The sequence below is a fragment of the Corynebacterium sp. HMSC055G02 genome (assembly GCF_001809065.1).
Taxonomy (GTDB): Bacteria; Actinomycetota; Actinomycetes; order Mycobacteriales; family Mycobacteriaceae; genus Corynebacterium; species Corynebacterium jeikeium_D.
In genome coordinates this window covers 86793-106263 of record NZ_KV795633.1, presented here as the reverse complement: position 1 = coordinate 106263, position 19471 = coordinate 86793, and the positions used below count along the sequence as shown (strand labels likewise).

The 19471-nt window shown below is 59.0% G+C and carries 16 protein-coding genes; 8 read left to right on the top strand and 8 right to left on the bottom strand.

Annotation, left to right across the window (positions count from 1 at the left end; all coding sequences use genetic code 11):
* The first annotated feature begins 66 nt into the window (after positions 1-66).
* Complete coding sequence (locus HMPREF2547_RS00775) at positions 67-1476, top strand: NAD(P)H-quinone dehydrogenase (protein ID WP_016422155.1); 1410 nt, start codon at positions 67-69, stop codon at positions 1474-1476.
* Positions 1477-1574: 98 nt separating this feature from the next.
* Here the strand turns inward: HMPREF2547_RS00775 and HMPREF2547_RS00770 are convergent, their stop codons facing one another.
* The 5 genes from HMPREF2547_RS00770 to pgi all read right to left on the bottom strand — a co-directional run bounded on the left by HMPREF2547_RS00770 (position 1575) and on the right by pgi (position 5892).
* Positions 1575-1853, bottom strand: coding sequence for a mycoredoxin (locus tag HMPREF2547_RS00770; RefSeq protein WP_070603498.1), 279 nt, complete (start codon positions 1851-1853; stop codon positions 1575-1577).
* 70 nt (positions 1854-1923) lie between these two features.
* Positions 1924-2454 (bottom strand): dihydrofolate reductase, encoded by a 531-nt coding sequence (locus HMPREF2547_RS00765; protein ID WP_049190304.1) that lies wholly within the window; start codon positions 2452-2454, stop codon positions 1924-1926.
* A 23-nt stretch (positions 2455-2477) separates the two neighbouring features.
* Positions 2478-3314 (bottom strand): thymidylate synthase, encoded by an 837-nt coding sequence (locus HMPREF2547_RS00760; RefSeq protein ID WP_049190301.1) that lies wholly within the window; start codon positions 3312-3314, stop codon positions 2478-2480.
* Positions 3315-3330: 16 nt separating this feature from the next.
* On the bottom strand, positions 3331-4086 hold the full coding sequence (locus HMPREF2547_RS00755) for a 3'(2'),5'-bisphosphate nucleotidase CysQ (RefSeq protein WP_049190299.1): 756 nt from the start codon (positions 4084-4086) through the stop codon (positions 3331-3333).
* 168 nt (positions 4087-4254) lie between these two features.
* Complete coding sequence (gene pgi / locus HMPREF2547_RS00750; RefSeq protein ID WP_070604431.1) at positions 4255-5892, bottom strand: glucose-6-phosphate isomerase; 1638 nt, start codon at positions 5890-5892, stop codon at positions 4255-4257.
* Positions 5893-6097: 205 nt separating this feature from the next.
* Here pgi and HMPREF2547_RS00745 point away from each other — a divergent pair, with 205 nt between their 5' ends.
* Positions 6098-7579 carry an NAD-dependent succinate-semialdehyde dehydrogenase gene (locus HMPREF2547_RS00745; RefSeq protein ID WP_070604429.1) on the top strand — a complete coding sequence of 494 codons (1482 nt, stop codon included), beginning with the start codon at positions 6098-6100 and terminating at the stop codon, positions 7577-7579.
* Between the two features lie 22 nt (positions 7580-7601).
* Here the strand turns inward: HMPREF2547_RS00745 and HMPREF2547_RS00740 are convergent, their stop codons facing one another.
* On the bottom strand, positions 7602-7976 hold the full coding sequence (locus HMPREF2547_RS00740) for a chorismate mutase (protein WP_005509925.1): 375 nt from the start codon (positions 7974-7976) through the stop codon (positions 7602-7604).
* Positions 7977-8041: 65 nt separating this feature from the next.
* Here HMPREF2547_RS00740 and HMPREF2547_RS00735 point away from each other — a divergent pair, with 65 nt between their 5' ends.
* On the top strand, positions 8042-10741 hold the full coding sequence (locus HMPREF2547_RS00735) for a UvrD-helicase domain-containing protein (RefSeq protein ID WP_070604426.1): 2700 nt from the start codon (positions 8042-8044) through the stop codon (positions 10739-10741).
* Between the two features lie 67 nt (positions 10742-10808).
* Here the strand turns inward: HMPREF2547_RS00735 and HMPREF2547_RS00730 are convergent, their stop codons facing one another.
* Both HMPREF2547_RS00730 and HMPREF2547_RS00725 read right to left on the bottom strand, forming a co-directional pair.
* Complete coding sequence (locus HMPREF2547_RS00730) at positions 10809-11300, bottom strand: hotdog fold domain-containing protein (protein WP_038627827.1); 492 nt, start codon at positions 11298-11300, stop codon at positions 10809-10811.
* A gap of 152 nt (positions 11301-11452) precedes the next feature.
* Positions 11453-12160: a M23 family metallopeptidase gene (locus tag HMPREF2547_RS00725; RefSeq protein WP_016422164.1), complete on the bottom strand. Its 708-nt coding sequence runs from the start codon at positions 12158-12160 to the stop codon at positions 11453-11455.
* Positions 12161-12692: 532 nt separating this feature from the next.
* Between HMPREF2547_RS00725 and HMPREF2547_RS00720 the strand changes: the two genes are divergently transcribed.
* The 5 genes from HMPREF2547_RS00720 to HMPREF2547_RS00700 all read left to right on the top strand — a co-directional run bounded on the left by HMPREF2547_RS00720 (position 12693) and on the right by HMPREF2547_RS00700 (position 19458).
* Entirely contained in the window at positions 12693-14522 is a 1830-nt protein-coding gene (locus tag HMPREF2547_RS00720) for a cell division protein PerM (RefSeq protein ID WP_070604424.1), read from the top strand.
* Positions 14523-14579: 57 nt separating this feature from the next.
* The gene (purN, locus tag HMPREF2547_RS00715; protein WP_016422166.1) at positions 14580-15233 is read left to right on the top strand and encodes a phosphoribosylglycinamide formyltransferase; all 654 of its coding nucleotides are present in this window, start codon (positions 14580-14582) and stop codon (positions 15231-15233) included.
* Complete coding sequence (gene purH, locus HMPREF2547_RS00710; RefSeq protein WP_016422167.1) at positions 15230-16777, top strand: bifunctional phosphoribosylaminoimidazolecarboxamide formyltransferase/IMP cyclohydrolase; 1548 nt, start codon at positions 15230-15232, stop codon at positions 16775-16777. Before purN ends, purH begins: the two co-directional genes overlap by 4 nt.
* 199 nt (positions 16778-16976) lie before the next feature.
* On the top strand, positions 16977-17570 hold the full coding sequence (locus HMPREF2547_RS00705) for a TetR/AcrR family transcriptional regulator (protein ID WP_016422168.1): 594 nt from the start codon (positions 16977-16979) through the stop codon (positions 17568-17570).
* A gap of 307 nt (positions 17571-17877) precedes the next feature.
* Positions 17878-19458 carry a carboxyl transferase domain-containing protein gene (locus HMPREF2547_RS00700; RefSeq protein ID WP_049172754.1) on the top strand — a complete coding sequence of 527 codons (1581 nt, stop codon included), beginning with the start codon at positions 17878-17880 and terminating at the stop codon, positions 19456-19458.
* Positions 19459-19471 lie beyond the last annotated feature (13 nt).

Here is a 19471-nt window from a genome sequence, read left to right as displayed (position 1 = left end):
GCAAAGCGGGGAAAATGCCTCCCGCGGTAGTTACATTGTGATATCCACGGCAACTTTGGAGGATTTGTGGCACAGAGGATCGTAATCATTGGCGGCGGCCCAGCCGGCTACGAAGCAGCGCTGGTTGGCGCCAAGTACGGTGCTGAAGTCACTGTGGTTGAGGATGCCGGGATGGGCGGTTCTTCCGTCCTGTGGGATTGCGTTCCCTCTAAGGCCTTCATCGCGGCGACGGGCGTTCGTACCGATATGCGTCGTGCGGACGAGATGGGTCTGCGTCCGGACTTTTCCCAGCGCAAAATCGACTTCACTGCGGTCAACGAGCGCGTTAAGCGCCTGGCTCAGCAGCAGTCCGACGATGTTCGCGCGCAGATGGAGCGTGAGGGCATCAAGATGCTGCAGGGCCGCGGTCGCCTCGATGACCACGACCCGGGCCGTGTAACTCACTACGTCACCGTCGACTTGCTCGAGGGCGGCGAGGTCACTCTTGAAGCCGACCTGGTGCTGGTCAGCACCGGTGCGTCCCCGCGCATTCTGCCGGGTGCGATTCCTGATGGTGACCGTATTCTGACCTGGCGTCAGGTCTACGAACTGGAGGAGCTGCCGGAGCACCTCATTGTGGTCGGTTCCGGTGTGACTGGTGCTGAGTTCGTATCCTCGTTCACCGAGCTGGGTGTGAAGGTCACCATGGTCGCCTCGCGTGATCGCATCCTGCCGCACGAGGATGCCGACGCTGCAGATGCCCTAGAGGAAGTCCTACTGGAGCGCGGTGTGGACGTTGTTAAGAACGCCCGCTGTGATCTTGTCGAACGCACGGAGGATGGCGGCGTTCGCGTCGTCACTTCCGACGGCCGTGAGGTCTTCGGTTCCCACGCGTTGATGACCGTCGGTTCGATTCCGAACACCGCGGATATGGGCCTGGAAGCAAGTGGCGTAAAACTGACTCCTTCTGGCCATATTCACGTCGACCGTGTTTCCCGTACCAACGTGCCGGGTATCTACGCTGCCGGTGACTGCACCGACTTGTTCCCGCTGGCTTCCGTTGCAGCTATGCAGGGCCGTATTGCGATGTACCACGCCCTCGGTGAAGGCGTATCTCCGATTCGCCTGCGCACCGTTTCGTCGGCAGTGTTCACCCGCCCAGAGATTGCGACTGTCGGTGTTTCCCAGGCTCAGATTGAGTCCGGTGAGGTCTCCGCTCGCGTTGAGGTTTTCCCACTGGCAGGTAACCCGCGTGCGAAGATGCGCTCGCTGCGCCACGGTTTTGTCAAGCTGTTCTGCCGTAAGAACTCCGGCATGATTATCGGTGGTGTGGTGGTCGCTCCGACTGCCTCGGAGCTGATTCTGCCAATTGCGGTGTGTGTTTCCAACCAGCTCACCGTCGATGACCTGGCAAGCTCCTTCTCCGTCTACCCGTCACTGTCTGGCTCGATTACTGAGGCTGCTCGTCAGCTGATGGCACACGACGATCTGGACTAATGCTGGTATCGCGACTGGCAGCATGACCGGTCGTATTCATACTTAAAAAGCCGAGCCCCGAAAGTGGGGCTCGGCTTTTTAAATACTTAGCTTGTTAATTACTTGCCGGAAAGCTCAGCGTACTTAGCGGTGACTTCCTCAACCGACGGATTCGTGGCGTGCACACCATCGGAGTACAGCACGGTCGGAACAACGCGGTTGCCATCATTGACGGACTCAACCCACTTCGAAAGGTCGTCGTGCTTTTCGACATCCCAGGCCTCAAACGGAGTGCCGTTTTCCTTCAGGCCAGCAATAAGGTTCTGGCAGAAAGGACACCAGGCTGCAGCGTAAATGGTCACGTGTTCGGTGGTCTGTGGAGTCTTCACATCAGTCATGCTTCGTTCAACGCGCGGACCAAGGCCGATATTCCATTGGTATGCCGCGGATAACGAATTGCCAAAGAATCTAATCCTCTAGCCGCCGCCACGTGCAGAAGCGGTAGCGTAGGCCGGTCGTTGACGTCTGCCACGGACCATCCTCGACGCGAACCCAGTCGTAGAGGTCGGGAGCCATGACCGGTACCGGGACGCTGACATCAGTATCAATGTCGGTGACCACGCATTCGTCGGCAAGCGAAAGTGCGTCACGATAGACGCGCCCGCCTCCGATTACCCACGCTGCAGGTTCGTCGGCGACGGCTGCGAGCGCGGCTTCGAGGCTGGTTGCGGACTCGGCGCCGGGGAAATCGGACACGGAGCGTGAAAGGACGATGTTTCGACGACCGGGGAGTGGTCGGAACTTGGGATTCAGCGAGTCCCACGTGCGACGCCCCATGATGACCGGTGCGCCCATCGTCGTTGTTTTGAAATGCTGAAGATCTTCAGGCAGATGCCAGGGCATAGTCGCACCGTCGCCGATAATGCCGGCTCGAGACTGCGCCCAGATCATCCCTACAAACGGGGGTCTTGCGCTGGTGGAAGCGGTGGACTCGTTCATGTCGACACTCACCTTTCGCTGACTTAGACAGCCACCTGACCGCGAATCAGAGGATGCGGGTCGTAGCCGATGACCTCAATGTCCTCGTAAGCGTAGTCGAAAATGCTGTCGGCCTTCCGAAGCTTCAGCGTGGGGTAGGGGCGCGGCTCACGGGAGACCTGCAGTTCGCACTGTTCAATGTGGTTGTCGTAGATGTGGCAATCACCACCGGTCCAGATGAACTCACCAACATCCAAGCCCGCCTGCTGCGCCATCATGTGCGTCAACAGTGCATAGGAAGCAATGTTAAACGGCACGCCCAGGAACATGTCCGCGCTGCGCTGGTAGAGCTGGCAGCTGAGCTTGCCATCTGCGACGTAGAACTGGAACAGCAGATGGCACGGCGGCAGCGCCATATTGGAAATCTCGGAGACATTCCAGGCGCTGACGATGTTGCGGCGGCTATCCGGGTTGGACTTCAGAGTCTCCAGCGCTTGTGCGATCTGATCGATGTGGTGCCCATCTGGAGTGGGCCAAGAGCGCCACTGCACGCCATAGACCGGACCGAGGTCGCCGTTGTCGTCTGCCCACTCGTCCCAAATAGTCACCCCATGATCCTGGAGCCACCGGACGTTTGAATCGCCGCGGAGGAACCACAACAGCTCGTACACGATGGACTTCAGGTGCACCTTCTTAGTGGTGATCAGTGGGAAGCCCTCGCTCAGATCAAAGCGCAGCTGGCGGCCGAACACTGAGCGAGTGCCCGTGCCAGTGCGGTCTGATTTAGCTGCTCCGTCAGCGAGAATTTCGCGTAGCAAATCCTCGTACGGAGTCTTAATGCCCTGATGAGCCTGTGTCGTGATGTCAGTGGAGTCGGTCATAGCCGCCCTAGCTTACCTACTTCTGCTCTTGATCCTTGAATTCCTTTACCAGTGCCAGAATCTCCTCCGACAGGTCCGGTCGGCAGAACAGCATATCCGGCAGGAAAGTATCGACATTATTGTAGGTCGGCGCGGAGCCGTCTAGGCGGCTGACAAAAAGCCCTGCGGACTTAGCGACACCAACCGGCGCTGCCGAGTCCCACTCGTACTGACCACCGTCGTGGATGTAGGCGTCGTAGTCACCGAGCAGCACGTGCATTGCCTTCGCACCAGCGGAGCCCATCTCCACCAGCTCCATGCCTAGCTTGTCAGCGACGTACTTCGCCACAGCCGGTGGGCGAGTACGCGATACGACAATCTTGCCCGCACGCGGCCCCTGCACAGCTTTGGCCTCACCCGTGTGGAAAACCTGGCCGTGATCCGGCAGACCAACAGCAGCGTGGGTCGGCTGACCGTCCTCTACTAGAGCGACATGAACTGCCCAGTCCTGGCGCCCCGAAGCGAACTCACGCGTGCCATCGAGTGGGTCAATAATCCACACCCGCTTTGAGTCCAGGCGCTCACGGTTATCCGCGGCTTCCTCCGACAGCAGTCCGTCGTCCGGACGGTGCTGCTCTAGTACGCGGGCAATCCACTCCTGTGCCAGTGCGTCGCCGGCATCTCCCAGAATGCGGCCACGCAGCAGGCCTACGTTGCGGACACCCTTGAGAATTTCACTGGCGCCCACGGCAAGTCGATAGGCAAGAACATCATCTTCAATGTAGGCAGACATGACTTAGATACTATTCGCTTTTTCCCGACCCCGCTTTACGACGGGATGCCGCGCCCCATCCTCACTGCAACCGAATGGTCATATAAATAACAAAAGTCCGCCCGCAGCGAGAATCAGTTCAAGCCGAAGGCGGACTCTTAGCTATCTAGGCCAATTGGCCAGAAGACGTTAGCGCTTGTCGCGGTACCACGTCAGCAGCGCATCGGTAGAAGCGTCGCCAGAATCAGGCGCCACTTCACCGGTAACTGCAGGCAACAGGTCACCAGCCTGCTGCTTGCCCAGCTCGACGCCCCACTGGTCGAAGGAGTTCAGGCCCCAGACAATGCCCTCGACAAAAGTAATGTGCTCGTAAAGTGCAATCAGCGCACCGACAGCGTCCGGGGTCAGTTCCTCAGCCATGATGGTCGTAGTCGGACGGTTACCCGGCATGACTTTGTGCTCCACGAGCTCCTCAGCAATGCCCTCTGCGCGAATTTCTTCTGCGGTCTTACCGAAGGCCAGCACCTTGGTCTGTGCGAACAAGTTACTCATCAGCAGGTCGTGCATGGAACCTTCGCCAGATGCCGTCGGCAGATCCTGGCGTGGGCGGGCAAAGCCGATGAAGTCAGCCGGAACCAGGCGAGTTCCCTGGTGAAGAAGCTGGAAGAAAGCGTGCTGGCCGTTCGTTCCCGGCTCACCCCAGAAGATTTCTCCGGTGTTGTAGTCCACCCTCTTGCCGTCGGTACGCACGGACTTACCGTTCGATTCCATGGTGAGCTGCTGAAGGTACGCCGGGAAGCGAGAGAGATCCTCGGAGTAGGGCAGTACGGCATGCGACTGGGCGTCGAGGAAGTTTGAGTACCAGACATTCAGCATGCCCATCAGTACCGGCACGTTCTGCTCCAGCGGAGCGTTGAGGAAGTGCTCATCCATTGCTCGGAAGCCCTGCAGGAAGCGCATGAAGTCCATCGGGCCAACGACTGCCATGATGGACAGGCCGATGGCGGAGTCGACGGAGTAGCGGCCGCCGACCCAGTCCCAGAAGCCAAACATGTTCTCAGTGTCGATGCCGAATTCGGCGACCTTTTCGGCATTCGTGGAAACGGCAACGAAGTGCTTGGCGACGGCTTCTTCGCTACCCAGTTGCTGGATAAGCCAGCGGCGAGCTGCGTGAGCGTTGGAGAGCGTCTCCTGCGTGGTGAAGGTCTTGGAAGCGACAATAAACAGCGTGGACTCCGGATCGACCTCATCCAGAACCGCCTGCAGGTCAGATGGGTCAACATTAGAGACAAAGCGGGCATCAATGCCGGCAGTGGCGTAGGTGCGCAGCGCCTTGGTCACCATTGCCGGGCCCAAGTCGGAGCCACCGATGCCGATGTTGACCACAGTCTTAATAGTGTGACCCGTGTATCCCAGCCAGTCTCCACTGCGGAGGCTGCGAGCGAAATCGCGCATGCGGCCGAGCACCTCATGCACGTCGGCAGCGACATCCTGGTCGCCGACGGTCAGATTTTCCTCTGCTGGCAGGCGCAGCGCTGTGTGCAGCACGGAGCGGTTTTCAGTGGTGTTGATCTTGTCACCGCGGAACATCTTCTCGCGTGCTTCTTCGATTCCAGCTGCACGAGCGAGCTCAACCAGCTCGGCAAAACCGTCGAGGCACATCAAGTTCTTGGAGAGGTCAACGTGGAGAGTGCCAGCATCGAAAGTCAGCTTCTCAGCGCGGCCTTCTTCAGTTGCGAAGAGCTCACGCAGCGAGGTGCCGCGGACGTTGTCCACGCGCTTAGCCAGCTGAGCCCACTGCTCGGTTCCAGTGATATCTACAGTCATTCCTGCTCCCAGGTAATTTTTGACGAAATGCACTTTATACATCCCCAGACTAGTTGCGTTTTGGCGCTCTCGCCGGGCGGCTGGATTCGACCAGGCGTGACCACAATCTGCCAACAACTCGAGTCCGCTGTGCTTATGCGTCGCCCCATCCGCCACCTACGAGCCCCCCTAGCCCGCTTCAGCAAAGGCACCTACCCTGGAAAATATGACTGATTTCACTCCCGATTACGACAACATCCTCAAAGACGTCCCCACGGGTCTTCTCCTCGGCGGTGAGTTCCGTCCTGCGTCGAATGGCGAGACCTTCGACGTAATTAATCCCGCCACAGATAATCCGCTGGTCAAGGTCGCTTCTGCCACTGAAGAGGACGCGAAGCGGGCGCTTGACGACGCCGTCGCCGCCCAGAAGGAGTGGAAGGCAACCCCGCCCCGCAAGCGCAGCGAGATTCTTTACCGCGCATTTGAACTCATCCGTCGGGATGCAGACAAGTTGGCCCAGCTGCAGTCCCTGGAGATGGGCCGTGCGCTGCCGGATTCCAAGGCCGAGGTCGGCTACGGTGGCGAGTTTTTCCGTTGGTTCGCTGAGGAGGCCGTGCGTATCTCCGGCGATTACCGGATTTCTCCGAGCGGAACCTCGCGCGTCGCGGTGATTAAGCAGCCGGTCGGCCCGGTTTTGGCTATTACGCCGTGGAATTTCCCGCTGGCTATGGGGGCCCGCAAGATCGCCCCGGCACTCGCCGCCGGCTGCCCGGTCATTATTAAGCCCGCGTCCAAAACTCCGCTGACCATGCTCTACCTGGGCAAACTGCTTATCGAGGCCGGTGTCCCCGCAGGCGTGATCTCCGTGCTGCCAACAGGACACTCAGCAAACGTTTCGGCCCTGCTTTCCGATGACCGCCTGCGCAAGTTCACCTTCACCGGTTCCACCGAAGTTGGCCAGATGCTCGCTGCGAAGGCCGCGGAGACCTCGATGAAAGTCTCCCTTGAACTCGGCGGAAATGCTCCGTTTGTCATTCTCTCTGATGGCGATGTCGAAAAGGCTGTGCAGGCAGTCAGTGACGCCAAGCTCCGCAATGGCGGCCAGGTGTGCATCGCCCCGAATCGCTTTATTGTTCATGAAGCCAAGAAGGATGCGTTCGTCGAGGGCGTCGTCAAGCGTTTTGCGGAACTGAAGTTGGGCGAGGGCACCGACCCTGCGACGGACCTTGGGCCACTCGCGCTGCGCGATCAACAGGAAAAGGTTCGTGATCTGGTTGATGATGCGATCAAGCGCGGTGCGAAGGTCGAGTGCGGCGGCAAGATTCCAGATCTCGGCGGCGCGCTTTCCGACGGCTACTTCTTCGAGCCCACAGTTCTGACAGATGTGCCCGAGGATGCGGATATTGTCCGCGAAGAGATTTTCGGTCCAGTGGTTGCGGTGACGACCTTCACAGACGACGACCGTGCGATTGAGCAGGCAAATGACACCATCTTTGGCCTGGCTGCGTATGTGTTCAGTGAGAACCTGACCAAGGCGCTTAGTGCGGCAGAGGCGCTGGAGTCCGGCATGGTTGCGGTCAATAAGGGATCGCTGTCGGACCCGTCGGCGCCGTTCGGTGGTGTCAAGCAGTCCGGCCTTGGCCGCGAGGGTGGCTTCACCGGTATCGATGAGTTCCTAGAGGAAAAGCTGATTTCCCTGGAAGGCTAGACGGGCGAGTAGCTGGCGAGGGTTAGCCCAGGCGACCGCGTCCCATGCGCAGCAGCGCCGACGCGATCGCCGGGCCCTCTGGGCCAAGTGCGTCGCGGAACTCGTTGATGATCTGCACCTCTCGGCCGTGCACGAGACGTGTGCCGCCAGATCCCAGGCGGGTTTTGCCGACGGCCTTACTGATTGCGGTGCGGCGTTGAATGGCATCGATAATCAGCCCGTCAAGGCGGTTGATTTCCTTGCGGTACTGTTCGATCTCCGCGGAGCTCAACGGGTCATCGGTGCCGGTGGGGGTGCGGACTTCAAAAGGGGATACTGCCGCAGCTTGCTGGCTGTGCTCAGCGCCGTCGGTGTTATCGGTGTGTGCGGCGGGAGTGTCCGCAGGGTTTTCGCTCATAGTTCTTATTGTGCCAAAGGATTCGAACAGTCCAATCCGGGGGCTCGGCTACTGTAGTAGCCATCATGGGAAATGAAACTGGAATGCTGTTCGGGTCCTTCAATGCTGACGATGGCCGCAGTGGCGATAGCCATGCTGGTTCGAACCACGGTGAGTCGGGCGGTGCTACGCCTGGCCGCGGTGGTTTCGGCCACTTCGCCGGCGCTGGTAGCAATAGCGCGCCGAGTGGCGCTGCCAGCTTTGGCGGCGGTTTTGGCGGCGGCTTCGAGCCCAGTTTTGATTCAGAGTCGCTGCTAGAGGGGCTTAATCCGCAGCAGCGCCAAGCAGTGGAGCACATTGGTTCACCACTGTTGATTGTGGCTGGAGCTGGTTCGGGAAAGACGTCTGTGCTGACGCGCAGGATTGCATACCTAATCGGTGCGCGTGGAGTGCTGCCAAGCCAAATTTTGGCTATTACCTTTACCAATAAGGCCGCTGCCGAGATGCGCGAGCGTGTGGCCGGTCTGGTCGGTGACCAGGCGCAGCGTATGTGGGTGTCCACGTTCCACTCCATGTGTGTGCGCATCCTGCGCATGCAGCATGCGCTAGTACCGGGGCTTAATTCCAATTTCTCTATTTATGATTCGGACGACTCCCGGCGTTTGCTGTCCATGATTGCTAAGGACATGGACCTGGATGCCAAGAAGTTCACCGGCCGCGTGCTCTCGTCGCGTATCTCCAATCTCAAGAATGAGTTGATTGACCCGGAGAAGGCCATCGCGGATGCCTCGACGACGCGCAATCCTTTTGATGACGTCGTTGCACGGGTTTACCTGGAGTACCAGACCAGGCTGCGGGCGGCTAATGCCGTGGATTTTGACGATCTAATCGGTGAGGTCGTTCGGATCTTCACCAGTCACCCGCAGGTTGCAGAGTATTACCGTCGCCGCTTCCGGCATGTGTTGGTGGACGAGTACCAGGACACCAACCATGCGCAGTATGTTTTGGTCTCGACGCTCGTCGGCAAGCCCGGTGGAGATGTGCCTCCGAGTGAGCTGTGTGTGGTGGGCGATTCGGACCAGTCCATTTATGCCTTCCGTGGTGCGACTATTCGCAATATTGAGGAGTTTGAGAAGGACTATCCGGAGGCCACGTCGATTCTGCTGGAGCAAAACTATCGCTCGACGCAGACGATTCTGTCGGCGGCCAATGCGTTGATTGCGCGCAATGAGAATCGCCGGGAGAAGAAGCTGTGGACCGATCTCGGTGAGGGCGGCAAGATCAAGGGCTACGTAGCGGACAATGAGCACGATGAGGCTCGGTTTATCGCTAACGAGATTGAGCAATTGGTCGATTACGGGCCGTACTCGTACTCGGATGTGGCGATTTTCTACCGCACCAATAATTCCTCCCGTGCTCTAGAGGATGTCTTCATTCGTATGGGCGTGCCGTACACGGTGGTTGGTGGCACCAGGTTCTATGAGCGTAAGGAAGTACGCGATATTGTCGCCTACCTGCGCGTTATTGAGAACTTCGACGATGATGTTTCGCTGCGTCGCATTATCAATACGCCGCGGCGTGGAATCGGTGACCGTGCGGTGGCGCATGTGTCGCTCTATGCCGAAGACGAGCGGTGCTCGTTTGGCACGGCGCTACGTGCCGTAGCTGAGGGCAAGGTTCCGGCGGTGGCGGCGCGGAGTCGAAACGCGATGGCGGCGTTCGTCGAGATGATTGATGCTCTGGCGGCGGATATGGCATCCGGTGAACTGGCCGATATCGGTGACTTGGTCAACGGGATTATTGACCGCAGTGGATACAAGTCGGAGCTCGAGCGCTCCAATGATCCGCAAGATGCCACGCGCCTGGATAACCTCAATGAGCTCGTCAGCGTTGCGCGGGAGTTCTCTGCAGAGGCGCGGATGATGTCGTCGGTGGATATTAGCGCTGATGTAAATGAAGGCTCTGGCGCTGCAGCTGATGCTGAAAGCGGTGCTGATACTAGTGGCGAGTCCGCGGTGGAATCGGAGATCGCGAATGACCTCGCGCGTGATTTCACGGCCGACTTCGACAACGATGGGGAAGCGGAGCCGGGAAGTCTGCAGGCATTCCTCGAGCGAGTTTCTCTGGTGGCGGATGCGGACCAGATTCCGGATGATGACACCGGTGTAGTGACGTTGATGACGCTACATACGGCCAAGGGCCTGGAGTTTCCGGTGGTATTTCTCATTGGCTGGGAAGACGGACTGTTCCCGCACCTGCGCGCCCTGGGCGATCCGAAGGAGCTGGCTGAAGAGCGACGTCTGGCCTATGTGGGTATTACCCGAGCTCGCAAGCAGCTGTATCTCACGCGCGCTGTGACTCGGTCCTCGTGGGGTTCGCCGCAGAATAATCCGCCTTCACGTTTCCTGGGGGAAGTCCCAAGCGACCTGATCGATTGGCTGCGCGAGGCTCCGGCTCGCAGCTGGGGCGCCGGTTCTGGTGGTTTTGGTTCTGGTGGCTACGGCGCGGGCAGCGCGTTTGGTCGTGGCCATGGTGCCTCGTCGGGCTTCGGTTCCAGCTCGGGCTTCGGCTCTGGTGGATCCTCTAACTCTGGTGCGCCATCCCGAAAGAAGAATCAGGTCTTGCACCTAGAGCCCGGTGACAAGGTTGTTCACGACAAGTACGGCTTAGGCACTGTGCTTGAGGTCCAAGGGGCCGCGCCCCGGGCAACTGCGATGATTGACTTTGGATCCGCAGGTAAGGTCCGCATGATGCTTATCGGCGGCGTGCCCATGGAGAAGTTGTAAAAGAACAACCACCGCCCGACTGGCCGTCCCTACCCGCGGCCGTGCACGTGCCACTATCGCGTGGAGGCTACTTAGGCTTCTTCGCTGTCACCCAGCAGTTGATGGTGGCATCTTGTACTTCGGTGCCGTTGGCATCGGTCAGCACGATGTGGACGGGAAAATCTACCCCACCAGTCTCCGGTGTGATGGTGGAGAAGTCCGGCAACTCAGCCTTGGCCACAGCCGTCAGGCCACCAACGGAGATGCGCTTGTAGTTCGTCGTCATGCCCTTTGGAACCCAGCGATGCGTTGTCGGTACGCTGGCCTCACAGAGCATGCCCATCGCGAATTCAGCGAGGTTACACGCAGCAATCGCATGCACGGACTTAATGTGATTACGCACGCCCCACCAAGCGGGCATGCGCGCTACCGCCAGTCCAGGCTGCATCGTCTCTAGCTTGGGACAGATTGTGCGGAAATATGGCGCCGTCAATGCGGCGGTTAAGGAAAATAGACGCTTGCCGACGACTGGAGTCGCAGCCAACTTCTTCCACATGCGGAATGTTTGAGTCTCTGCCATGTGTCAAGAGTAAAGCCCCAGTACCGGCGGCGATGCCGGTTTCTGAAAAATTTAATCAGGGGAGGCTTGCAGCCGCGGTCAAACAGGGGCCGGTGCACAGGTAGGGCCTTCGCAGAGCGGCCAGGCTTGCTCGTACCTGTGCCGATACCTGATTAGTTCAGGTTCAGACCACGCTGGATGAACCAGGTCACCGGGTCGACCGGAGTGGTGCCATCCGGGTGGATCTCGAAGTGGAGGTGCGTACCGGTGGAGAAGCCGCGGTTGCCCATACCGGCGATGACCTGACCAGCTCGGACAGCTTCTCCGACAGCAACGTAGATGGACTCGATGTGGCCGTAGACGGAAACAGAGCCGTCGTCATGGCGAACGCGAATCCACTGGCCGTAGCCCTGAGCCGGGCCTGCATCGATAACAGTGCCGTCCATGACGGACATGATTGGGGTGTTGGTGACGTTAGCCAGGTCGACACCGTAGTGGAAGGTTCCCCAGCGTGAGCCGAACGGTGAGGTCAGCAGCCCCACGGTCGGGATGGAGAGTTTCGGAGCGCGGGCAGCCTGGTCGCGAGCAACGCGCTCCTGGTTGTACTGCAACGCCGTAGCGAGGTGGTCGCTGAGGTTAGTGCTCGGATTGAAGGAGCTGGAGGCCAGCACCATCGGAGCGTTGTTCTTCGGCTGAGCAGCGCGGGTCTGAGTCGAAGCTGAGTTCTCCGGAGCCTTATTCTCGGTCTCAGCTGCGTGGGCGACCGCGTTGGAGGAAGCGATCGTCGATGCGGACAGTGCGACCAGTGCTGCGCGAGAAGTTGCGGAAACCTCTACCTTGCGGTGCTTTCCGCCTCCGCGACGAGCATTGAAAAACGTCACTTCAATCTCCCTGCCAACGAAACTCTTTGTAACCCAACTGTTATCTAACTTCTGCGATAATAACGGTTCGATATAGGGCAAGCAACTTGTTTTTAGAGAACTTGTTCGCTGATTCGTCAGTTTCAGTTCAATAGGGCCGTGCTGTGGCCGTGGGGCTGTTGTCTTGTATCACGGATCCGGTGAAGCGCAACCGGTGTGTTGCCAGGGGATTTATGGCGGATGCCCCTTAATCGAGGGGCTGGGTAGGGGGATCGGCAAGTAGTTTCCGGGTGAACTAAGGGTGTGGTCGCGGGGGTGGCAAAAAGTAACCCATCGGCGTTGACAAATGGAAACCAAAGGTGAAGCCACTTTGGGGGGAGGGGGCAAAAGGAGATCGGACTCAACGGATACCGTCCGTCCTGGGATCCGTACCTTCAAATTAGACTCTGCAATGCCTAAACAAAGAGGCGTTGTATGTATGGCACTATATGGCCATGGCTGTGACGCACCCTTGCGTGGCACCCTATCTATATAGGTGGGCAATCAGCTGTCAATGATTAGACGCGGGAAGGACGATGTCACTGTGAAAGGCGCGGATTCGCGGAGAGGTTCCTCCGGTAGCGATCGAAATCGGCGAAGCCGCACCGGTGCCGGTGGCAGCGGCGGGGGTTCCCGTAGCGTCCGCAGCGAGCGCACTGCCCGCGCATGGCAGAATACGCAGGCCGGTCAGACTGGCGGTGCGCGCAGCGTCGGTGCCGACAGCAATCGAGCCGCCACGACGAAGATGAAAGCGGGGGGCTCCGGAACGTCGTCACGCAAGGGGCGTCCCTCGGGGTTCCGTCGTTTCATTAACTCGCCTCGTACACGCCGGTTTGGGCTGTCTGTTGCCGGTTCTTACGGCGTCGTATTGCTGTTCATCATCTCGGTAGCTCTGATTGGCGTCATCGTCAGTGGCGCTGGAATGTCTCCGCTTCCAGCGAGTATCGCGTCGATGTGGATGATCTTTAACCTCGCGCCGTTCCGTTTTAACGGCACGACGCTGGGGCTCACACCAGCACTGCCCGCGGTGCTGATGGTGTTGTTCATCGCCTGGCGTGTACGCCGCGAAGTCGCTGACCGCATCAGCATCAAGGATGTCCGCGCGTTGGTCGGCGCGTATCTGGGCACGCCCATTGTTCTCACCATCATCGCGTGGCTCATGCTTTACGACGCGTCGAAGGTGTTTCCCCGCGTTCAGACCCCTAGTTTCGGCCTTGCGATTGCAGCCGCGCTGCTTGTAAATCTCGTGGCCTTGGTGCTGGGAATGGGGCAGCGGTTGCTGCGTGCACTACTGCTGCGCCGGAAGCTGCCGGAGTGGTTGCTCGGGTCGGCCCGTCTGGCGGGCAGCTACGTGGCATGGCTGTGGCTGGCCGGTGTTGTGGTGACACTCGTTTCGCTGATTTGGCATCGAGAGTTGCTGGCAGAGACATTTGCAATCACGGATACCGTCGGTGAAAGTGTTGCGGTCAGCGGCCTCTCGCTGCTGTACCTGCCAAATGTGGCCTTCGGTGCTGTCGGTGTGCTGGTGGGCGGAAAATCGACGTTTGGGCCAGCGGAGGCTGGGCTGTTCGCAGTGCACCCGGCTCAGCTGCCACCGCTGCCGATTTTGGCTGCCATGCCTCAGTCGCTGGTGCACTGGGCTTTCGGAGTGCTGATTGTGCTACCGCCAGCCGTTGCGGCTTGGCGCGTCGTGGCATTCCTGAAGAAATCTGCACCGAAGCAGCCCTACCTGGTCGTCGTTCTCGCTGCCGTGTGGTCGATCATCTTCCTCATGGGGCTGGCTTGGCTGCTCGGCGGTGAGGTTGGCATCTTTGGGTGGGCCGGTGCCTCCTGGTGGCTGACTGGACTGCTCGGCTCGATGTGGCTGGTTGTTCCGGGGGCCATCGTGGTTGTTGCGATGACCGGTGTGCCGTCACTTGGTAGGAACAAGGGAGTCTCGGAAGTGGCCGCCGAGAAGTTCCCGCCGAAGCCTGCGGGAGATGGAAACGGTCATGCTGAGGCTGAGGATGCCGGCGACGCCGATAAGTCCGACAATGACGGGAGCGGTTCGGAGGAGTCGGAGGAGATTGTCGACGGGGAAGTCGTAGCGACCTCCGAAGATGAAGCGACCTCCGAAGACGAAGCCGAGTCCGACACAGAGGAGGAATCAGAGTCCGGTGCTGAGTCTGAAGACACTTCAGAAGACGCTGAGGAATCGGACGACTCTGAAGAGGATTCAGAAAGCGCCGCAGGCGGAGAAGCATCGGGCGAAGTAGATGCGACCGACGAGGACGAATCCGATGAGGACACCGAAGACTCGGAGGAAGGCGGCGACGGGGAACCGTCGTCAAGCCAAAAGAGCTAAGCCAACTTAGGGGGAGCGGAATTTGGGGTCTCTGCCGGGCTGGGTAAGCTAAACGCCGTGACTGAAGCACAGCCCGTCGCAGAAATTTCGCACAATAATTCCTCCAGCAAGCAGCTCCGCATCGTAGTCCTGGCCTCTGGCCTGGGCTCCCTTTTGCAGTCGATGCTGGAACTGCTGGACGCTGAAAAGGTTCAGATTGTCGCGGTTGGTTCGGACAAGGATTGTCCGGCGCTGGAGAGGGCTCAAAACCTCAATATCCCAACTTTTCGGGTGCCTTTCGATGCTGAGGCAAAGAAGGACCGAGAAGGTTGGGATATTCGTGTTTTAGAGGCCGTGAACAGTTTTTCGCCGGATATCGTTGTCTCGGCGGGTTTCATGCGCATTCTGGGGCCATCATTTGTGGAGGCCTACAGCAATCGCATCATTAATACGCACCCAGCGCTGCTGCCGTCCTTCCCAGGGGCGCGTGCGGTACCGGATGCACTTGACTACGGGGTGAAGGTCACCGGCACGACCGTGCATATCGTTGATAATGGAGTGGACACCGGGCCGATTCTGGCGCAACAGCCAGTGGCCGTCGAGGACGACGACACGGTGGAGACCCTGCACGAACGAATCAAGGTTGTCGAACGCCGACTCCTGGTTGATGTATTGCACTCGATTGCCGATCACGGAATTGAGCGTGACGGACGAAAGGCTTATCTGAAATGACCAACGACAACACGCAGCGTAAACCGATCAAGCGCGCTCTGATTAGCGTCTACGACAAGACTGGGCTCGAGGAGCTGGCTCGCGACCTGCACGAGGCTGGCGTGGAAATCGTTTCCACCGGTTCCACGGCTGGCAAGATTGCTGCAGCTGGCGTGCCTGTGACCCCGGTTGAGGATCTCACTGGTTTCCCGGAGTGCCTCGAGGGCCGCGTGAAGACGCTGCACCCGCGTGTTCACGCCGGCATTCTGGCTGATACCCGCAAGGAAGACCACCTGGCTCAGCTGAAGGAGCTCGGTGTGGAGGCTTTCCAGCTCGTTGTCGTTAACCTGTACCCGTTCCGGGAGACCGTTGCCTCGGGCGCTTCCTACGACGAATGCGTGGAGCAGATCGACATTGGAGGCCCGTCGATGGTTCGCGCTGCGGCGAAGAACCACCCGTCGGTTGCCATCGTCGTCGACCCGGCTCGTTACGGCGATGTCGCTACCGCCGTGAAGGAAGGCGGCTTCACCCTCGAGCAGCGCCGTGAGTTCGCTCGCGACGCATTCCTGCACACCGCTGATTACGACGCAGCTGTGTCCAACTGGTTTGTTGAGCAGCTCGGTGGCGCTGAGGGATCCACTCCGACTCCGCTGCGCTACGGCGAGAACTCTCACCAGTCGGCAACTCTGACCCGCATTGGTACCAAGGGGCTGGCAAACGCCAAGCAGCTGAACGGCAAGGAGATGTCGTACAACAACTACCAGGATGCCGACGCCGCATGGCGTGCCGCCTGGGATCACGAGCGCCCGTGTGTGGCAATCATCAAGCACGCTAACCCGTGCGGCATCGCAGTCTCGGATGAGTCCATCGCCGCAGCTCACCGCGCAGCTCACGCATGTGACCCGATGTCCGCATTCGGCGGTGTCATTGCCGTCAACCGCGAGGTCTCCGTTGAGATGGCCGAACAGGTCAAGGACATCTTCACCGAGGTCATCGTCGCTCCGTCCTACGAAGACGGTGCCGTTGAGGTGCTGAAGGCCAAGAAGAATCTGCGTATTCTCGTCGCCGAGTACGAAGCACCGACCACCGAGAACAAGTTTATCTCGGGTGGTCTGCTCACCCAGGATCCGGATACTTACCAGGCAGAGGGTGATAAGCCGGAGAACTGGGAGCTGGCCACCGGCGAGGCATTGAATGCTGAAGAGCTGGCTGAGCTCGAGTTTGCATGGCGCTCCGTCCGCGCTGTGAAGTCCAACGCCATCCTGCTGTCCAAGAACAACGCCACCGTCGGCGTCGGCATGGGCCAGGTCAACCGCGTGGACTCCGCAAAGCTCGCCGTTGAGCGCGCAAATACGCTTGCCGACGGAGAAAACCGTACTCAGGGGGCCTACGCTGCGTCCGATGCCTTCTTCCCGTTCGCTGACGGTCTGCAGGTCCTGATTGATGCCGGTGTGAAGGCAGTTGTCCAGCCAGGTGGTTCCATCCGTGACGAAGAGGTCATAGCTGCTGCCAAGGAAGCTGGCGTCACCATGTACATGACAGGTACTCGTCACTTCTTCCACTAATTCCTTACTGGATTAGGGGCTAACCGCCGCGGTGCTAACTGTCACCTCGGCGGTTTTTCTCTACCCGGACGTGTGGGGACCTGTGGGCGAGGATGTGTGTCTGTTGTCGAGCCGTGGTCTATGTGAACACACGCTGAGGGCAGGCGCTGGTGATAATTATGCAGACGAAATGGCTCCAATGCGTTTAACATAAGGGCTTATGTCACGTAGAACCGAAGCGCGACGGCGTCGAGAAGCAGAGATTCTCTCCGCTGCTGCTGCGATCCTGGCCGACCGAGGGTTTCATCAGACTCGGTTGGAGGATGTTGGCTCCGCTGTCGGCATTTCTGGCCCAGCTCTTTACCGTTACTTCAGCGGCAAGGAAGAGCTGTTGGCGCAGATCCTCATCGATATTTCTATCCGACTTGTCGATGGTGCGCGAGCAGTTCTCGATCGAGCAAAGAGCAATGATTGGGAGCCAGAGGAGACTCTTCGGGGCCTCCTTGCGCATCACGTGCATTTTGCAGTCACGGAGCCCGATCGCATTCGTGTCCAAGAGCGCGAAGGGGGAAATCTGGCGCCAGAGCAGAGCGCAAAAGTGCGTTCCTTGCAGCGTCTTTACATGGTCTTATGGGTGGACGCTCTGCGTGAACTACAGCCCGAACTCACCTCCGACGAGGCGCAGCTTAAAGTCCAGCTCACCGCTGGGTTGATTAACTCTTCCAGGCATGTGCTCAAATGGGCGGGCCCCGAGGCGACAAGGGAAAATGCCTTTGAGATGGCCCTCGCTGCGCTGGGCATTAACAACCAATAATCCGTATTCATTCTTCTGCCGTCTGGCCTCACTGTGCTCAGCAGTGTGAGGTCAGGCGGCTTTGTTGTGCGGTGCAGGGCGCTCACATTCAGTTGAATTCACCCCCGAAACAGATTTCTAGGGGAAACATAAATCTCTATTGGAAACATGTTGCGACCTCGGGGAGAGGTGTGTATTTCAAGCTGCATAAAAGACTTCCGGGGGTGAAAGTGTGGTCTAAGAAACAAAATTTGTTGTGAGGTGACTGGGGTCACATTAATCTTTTCGTCAAGAAAGTTAATAGTCATTAACGGAAAGTATTTCGCCCATGACTCACGCTCCAGCATTGACCAACCGACAGCGCCACGAAGAGCTCGTCGCAGAGCTCAAAGAGCTGCTTAGCACAACAGCACGCGGTGGTTCCGAACGTGCCCGTGCTCGCCATATTTCCCGCGGTAAGCTGCTGCCACGTCAGCGCATCAACCAACTGCTTGACCCCGGCAGCCCTTTCCTTGAGGTCGCACCGCTAGCGGCCCACGAAATGTATGGCGGCAAGGTTCCGGCTGCTGGCGTCATCGCCGGCATTGGCATCATCGAAGGTCGTCGCTGCCTGGTTGTAGCCAATGACGCAACCGTTTCCGGCGGAACGTACTACCCGTTGACTGTCAAGAAGCACCTGCGCGCACAGGAGATTGCCAGCCTTAACCACTTGCCGTGCATTTACCTGGTCGACTCCGGCGGGGCCATGCTTCTCAACCAGGATGAAGTTTTCCCTGATCGCGATCATTTCGGTCGCATTTTCTACAACCAGGCCAACCTTTCCGCTCGCGGGATTCCGCAGATTGCCGCCGTGATGGGATCCTGTACCGCCGGTGGCGCCTATGTGCCGGCGATGAGCGATGAAGCGGTCATTGTGAAAAACCAGGGCACCATCTTCCTGGCAGGCCCGCCACTGGTTAAGGCTGCAACTGGTGAAGATGTCACACCAGAGGAACTCGGTGGCGGCGAACTGCACTCCAAGACCTCCGGCGTTACTGACCACCTCGCGGTTAACGATGCCGACGCACTGCGTCGTGTCCGCGATATCGTCGCAACGCTCCCCAAGGACCCGGAAGTTCCGTGGGACACAGAATCCACCGTCTCGCCGACTCGCAACCAGACCGATCTTTACGATGTCGTCCCCGTCGATGCCAAAGTGCCTTACGACGTTCACGAGGTTATTGAAATTATTGTGGATGGAGGTCAATACCAGGAGTTTAAGGCCGAATTTGGTACGACCCTGGTCACTGCTTTCGCCCGCATCCACGGCCACCGCGTCGGCATTATCGCCAACAACGGCATTCTCTTCGCGGAATCTGCGCAGAAGGGCGCGCACTTCATCGAGCTGTGTGATCAGCGCGGCATCCCACTGGTATTCCTGCAGAACACCACGGGCTTCATGGTTGGTCGCGAATACGAGGCCGGCGGTATCGCAAAGCACGGCGCCAAGATGGTCAACGCCGTGGCTACCACCCGCGTGCCCAAGTTCACCGTAGTCATCGGTGGTGCCTTCGGCGCCGGCAACTACTCCATGTGCGGTCGCGCATATTCGCCGCGCTTCCTCTGGATGTGGCCGAATGCTCGCATTTCCGTCATGGGCGGTCCACAGGCGGCGATGACGCTGTCGACGGTTCGTCGCAACCAGATTGAACGCTCAGGTGAGAGCTGGTCGCAGGAAGAGCAGGAGGAGTTTGAAGCTCCGATCCGCGAGCAGTTTGAGCGCCAGTCGCACTGCTATTACTCATCGGCTCGCCTGTGGGATGACGGTGTCATCGATCCCGCAGATACCCGCCGAATTCTTGGCATGGCCCTCGATGTGGCAAGTGGCGCGCCCCTGGATGAACAGGGCTTCGGCGTCTTCCGCATGTAGTAACCAGCTAAAA

Coding starts and splice junctions, on each gene's coding strand:
- HMPREF2547_RS00770 (WP_070603498.1), bottom strand. CDS start 1,853: ATGACTGATGTGAAGACTCCACAGACCACCGAACACGTGACCATTTAC.
- purH (WP_016422167.1), top strand. CDS start 15,230: ATGACCAACGACAACACGCAGCGTAAACCGATCAAGCGCGCTCTGATT.
- pgi (WP_070604431.1), bottom strand. CDS start 5,892: ATGACTGTAGATATCACTGGAACCGAGCAGTGGGCTCAGCTGGCTAAG.
- HMPREF2547_RS00760 (WP_049190301.1), bottom strand. CDS start 3,314: ATGACCGACTCCACTGACATCACGACACAGGCTCATCAGGGCATTAAG.
- HMPREF2547_RS00730 (WP_038627827.1), bottom strand. CDS start 11,300: ATGGCAGAGACTCAAACATTCCGCATGTGGAAGAAGTTGGCTGCGACT.
- HMPREF2547_RS00765 (WP_049190304.1), bottom strand. CDS start 2,454: ATGAACGAGTCCACCGCTTCCACCAGCGCAAGACCCCCGTTTGTAGGG.
- HMPREF2547_RS00705 (WP_016422168.1), top strand. CDS start 16,977: ATGTCACGTAGAACCGAAGCGCGACGGCGTCGAGAAGCAGAGATTCTC.
- HMPREF2547_RS00745 (WP_070604429.1), top strand. CDS start 6,098: ATGACTGATTTCACTCCCGATTACGACAACATCCTCAAAGACGTCCCC.
- HMPREF2547_RS00700 (WP_049172754.1), top strand. CDS start 17,878: ATGACTCACGCTCCAGCATTGACCAACCGACAGCGCCACGAAGAGCTC.
- HMPREF2547_RS00735 (WP_070604426.1), top strand. CDS start 8,042: ATGGGAAATGAAACTGGAATGCTGTTCGGGTCCTTCAATGCTGACGAT.
- HMPREF2547_RS00740 (WP_005509925.1), bottom strand. CDS start 7,976: ATGAGCGAAAACCCTGCGGACACTCCCGCCGCACACACCGATAACACC.
- HMPREF2547_RS00720 (WP_070604424.1), top strand. CDS start 12,693: ATGATTAGACGCGGGAAGGACGATGTCACTGTGAAAGGCGCGGATTCG.
- HMPREF2547_RS00755 (WP_049190299.1), bottom strand. CDS start 4,086: ATGTCTGCCTACATTGAAGATGATGTTCTTGCCTATCGACTTGCCGTG.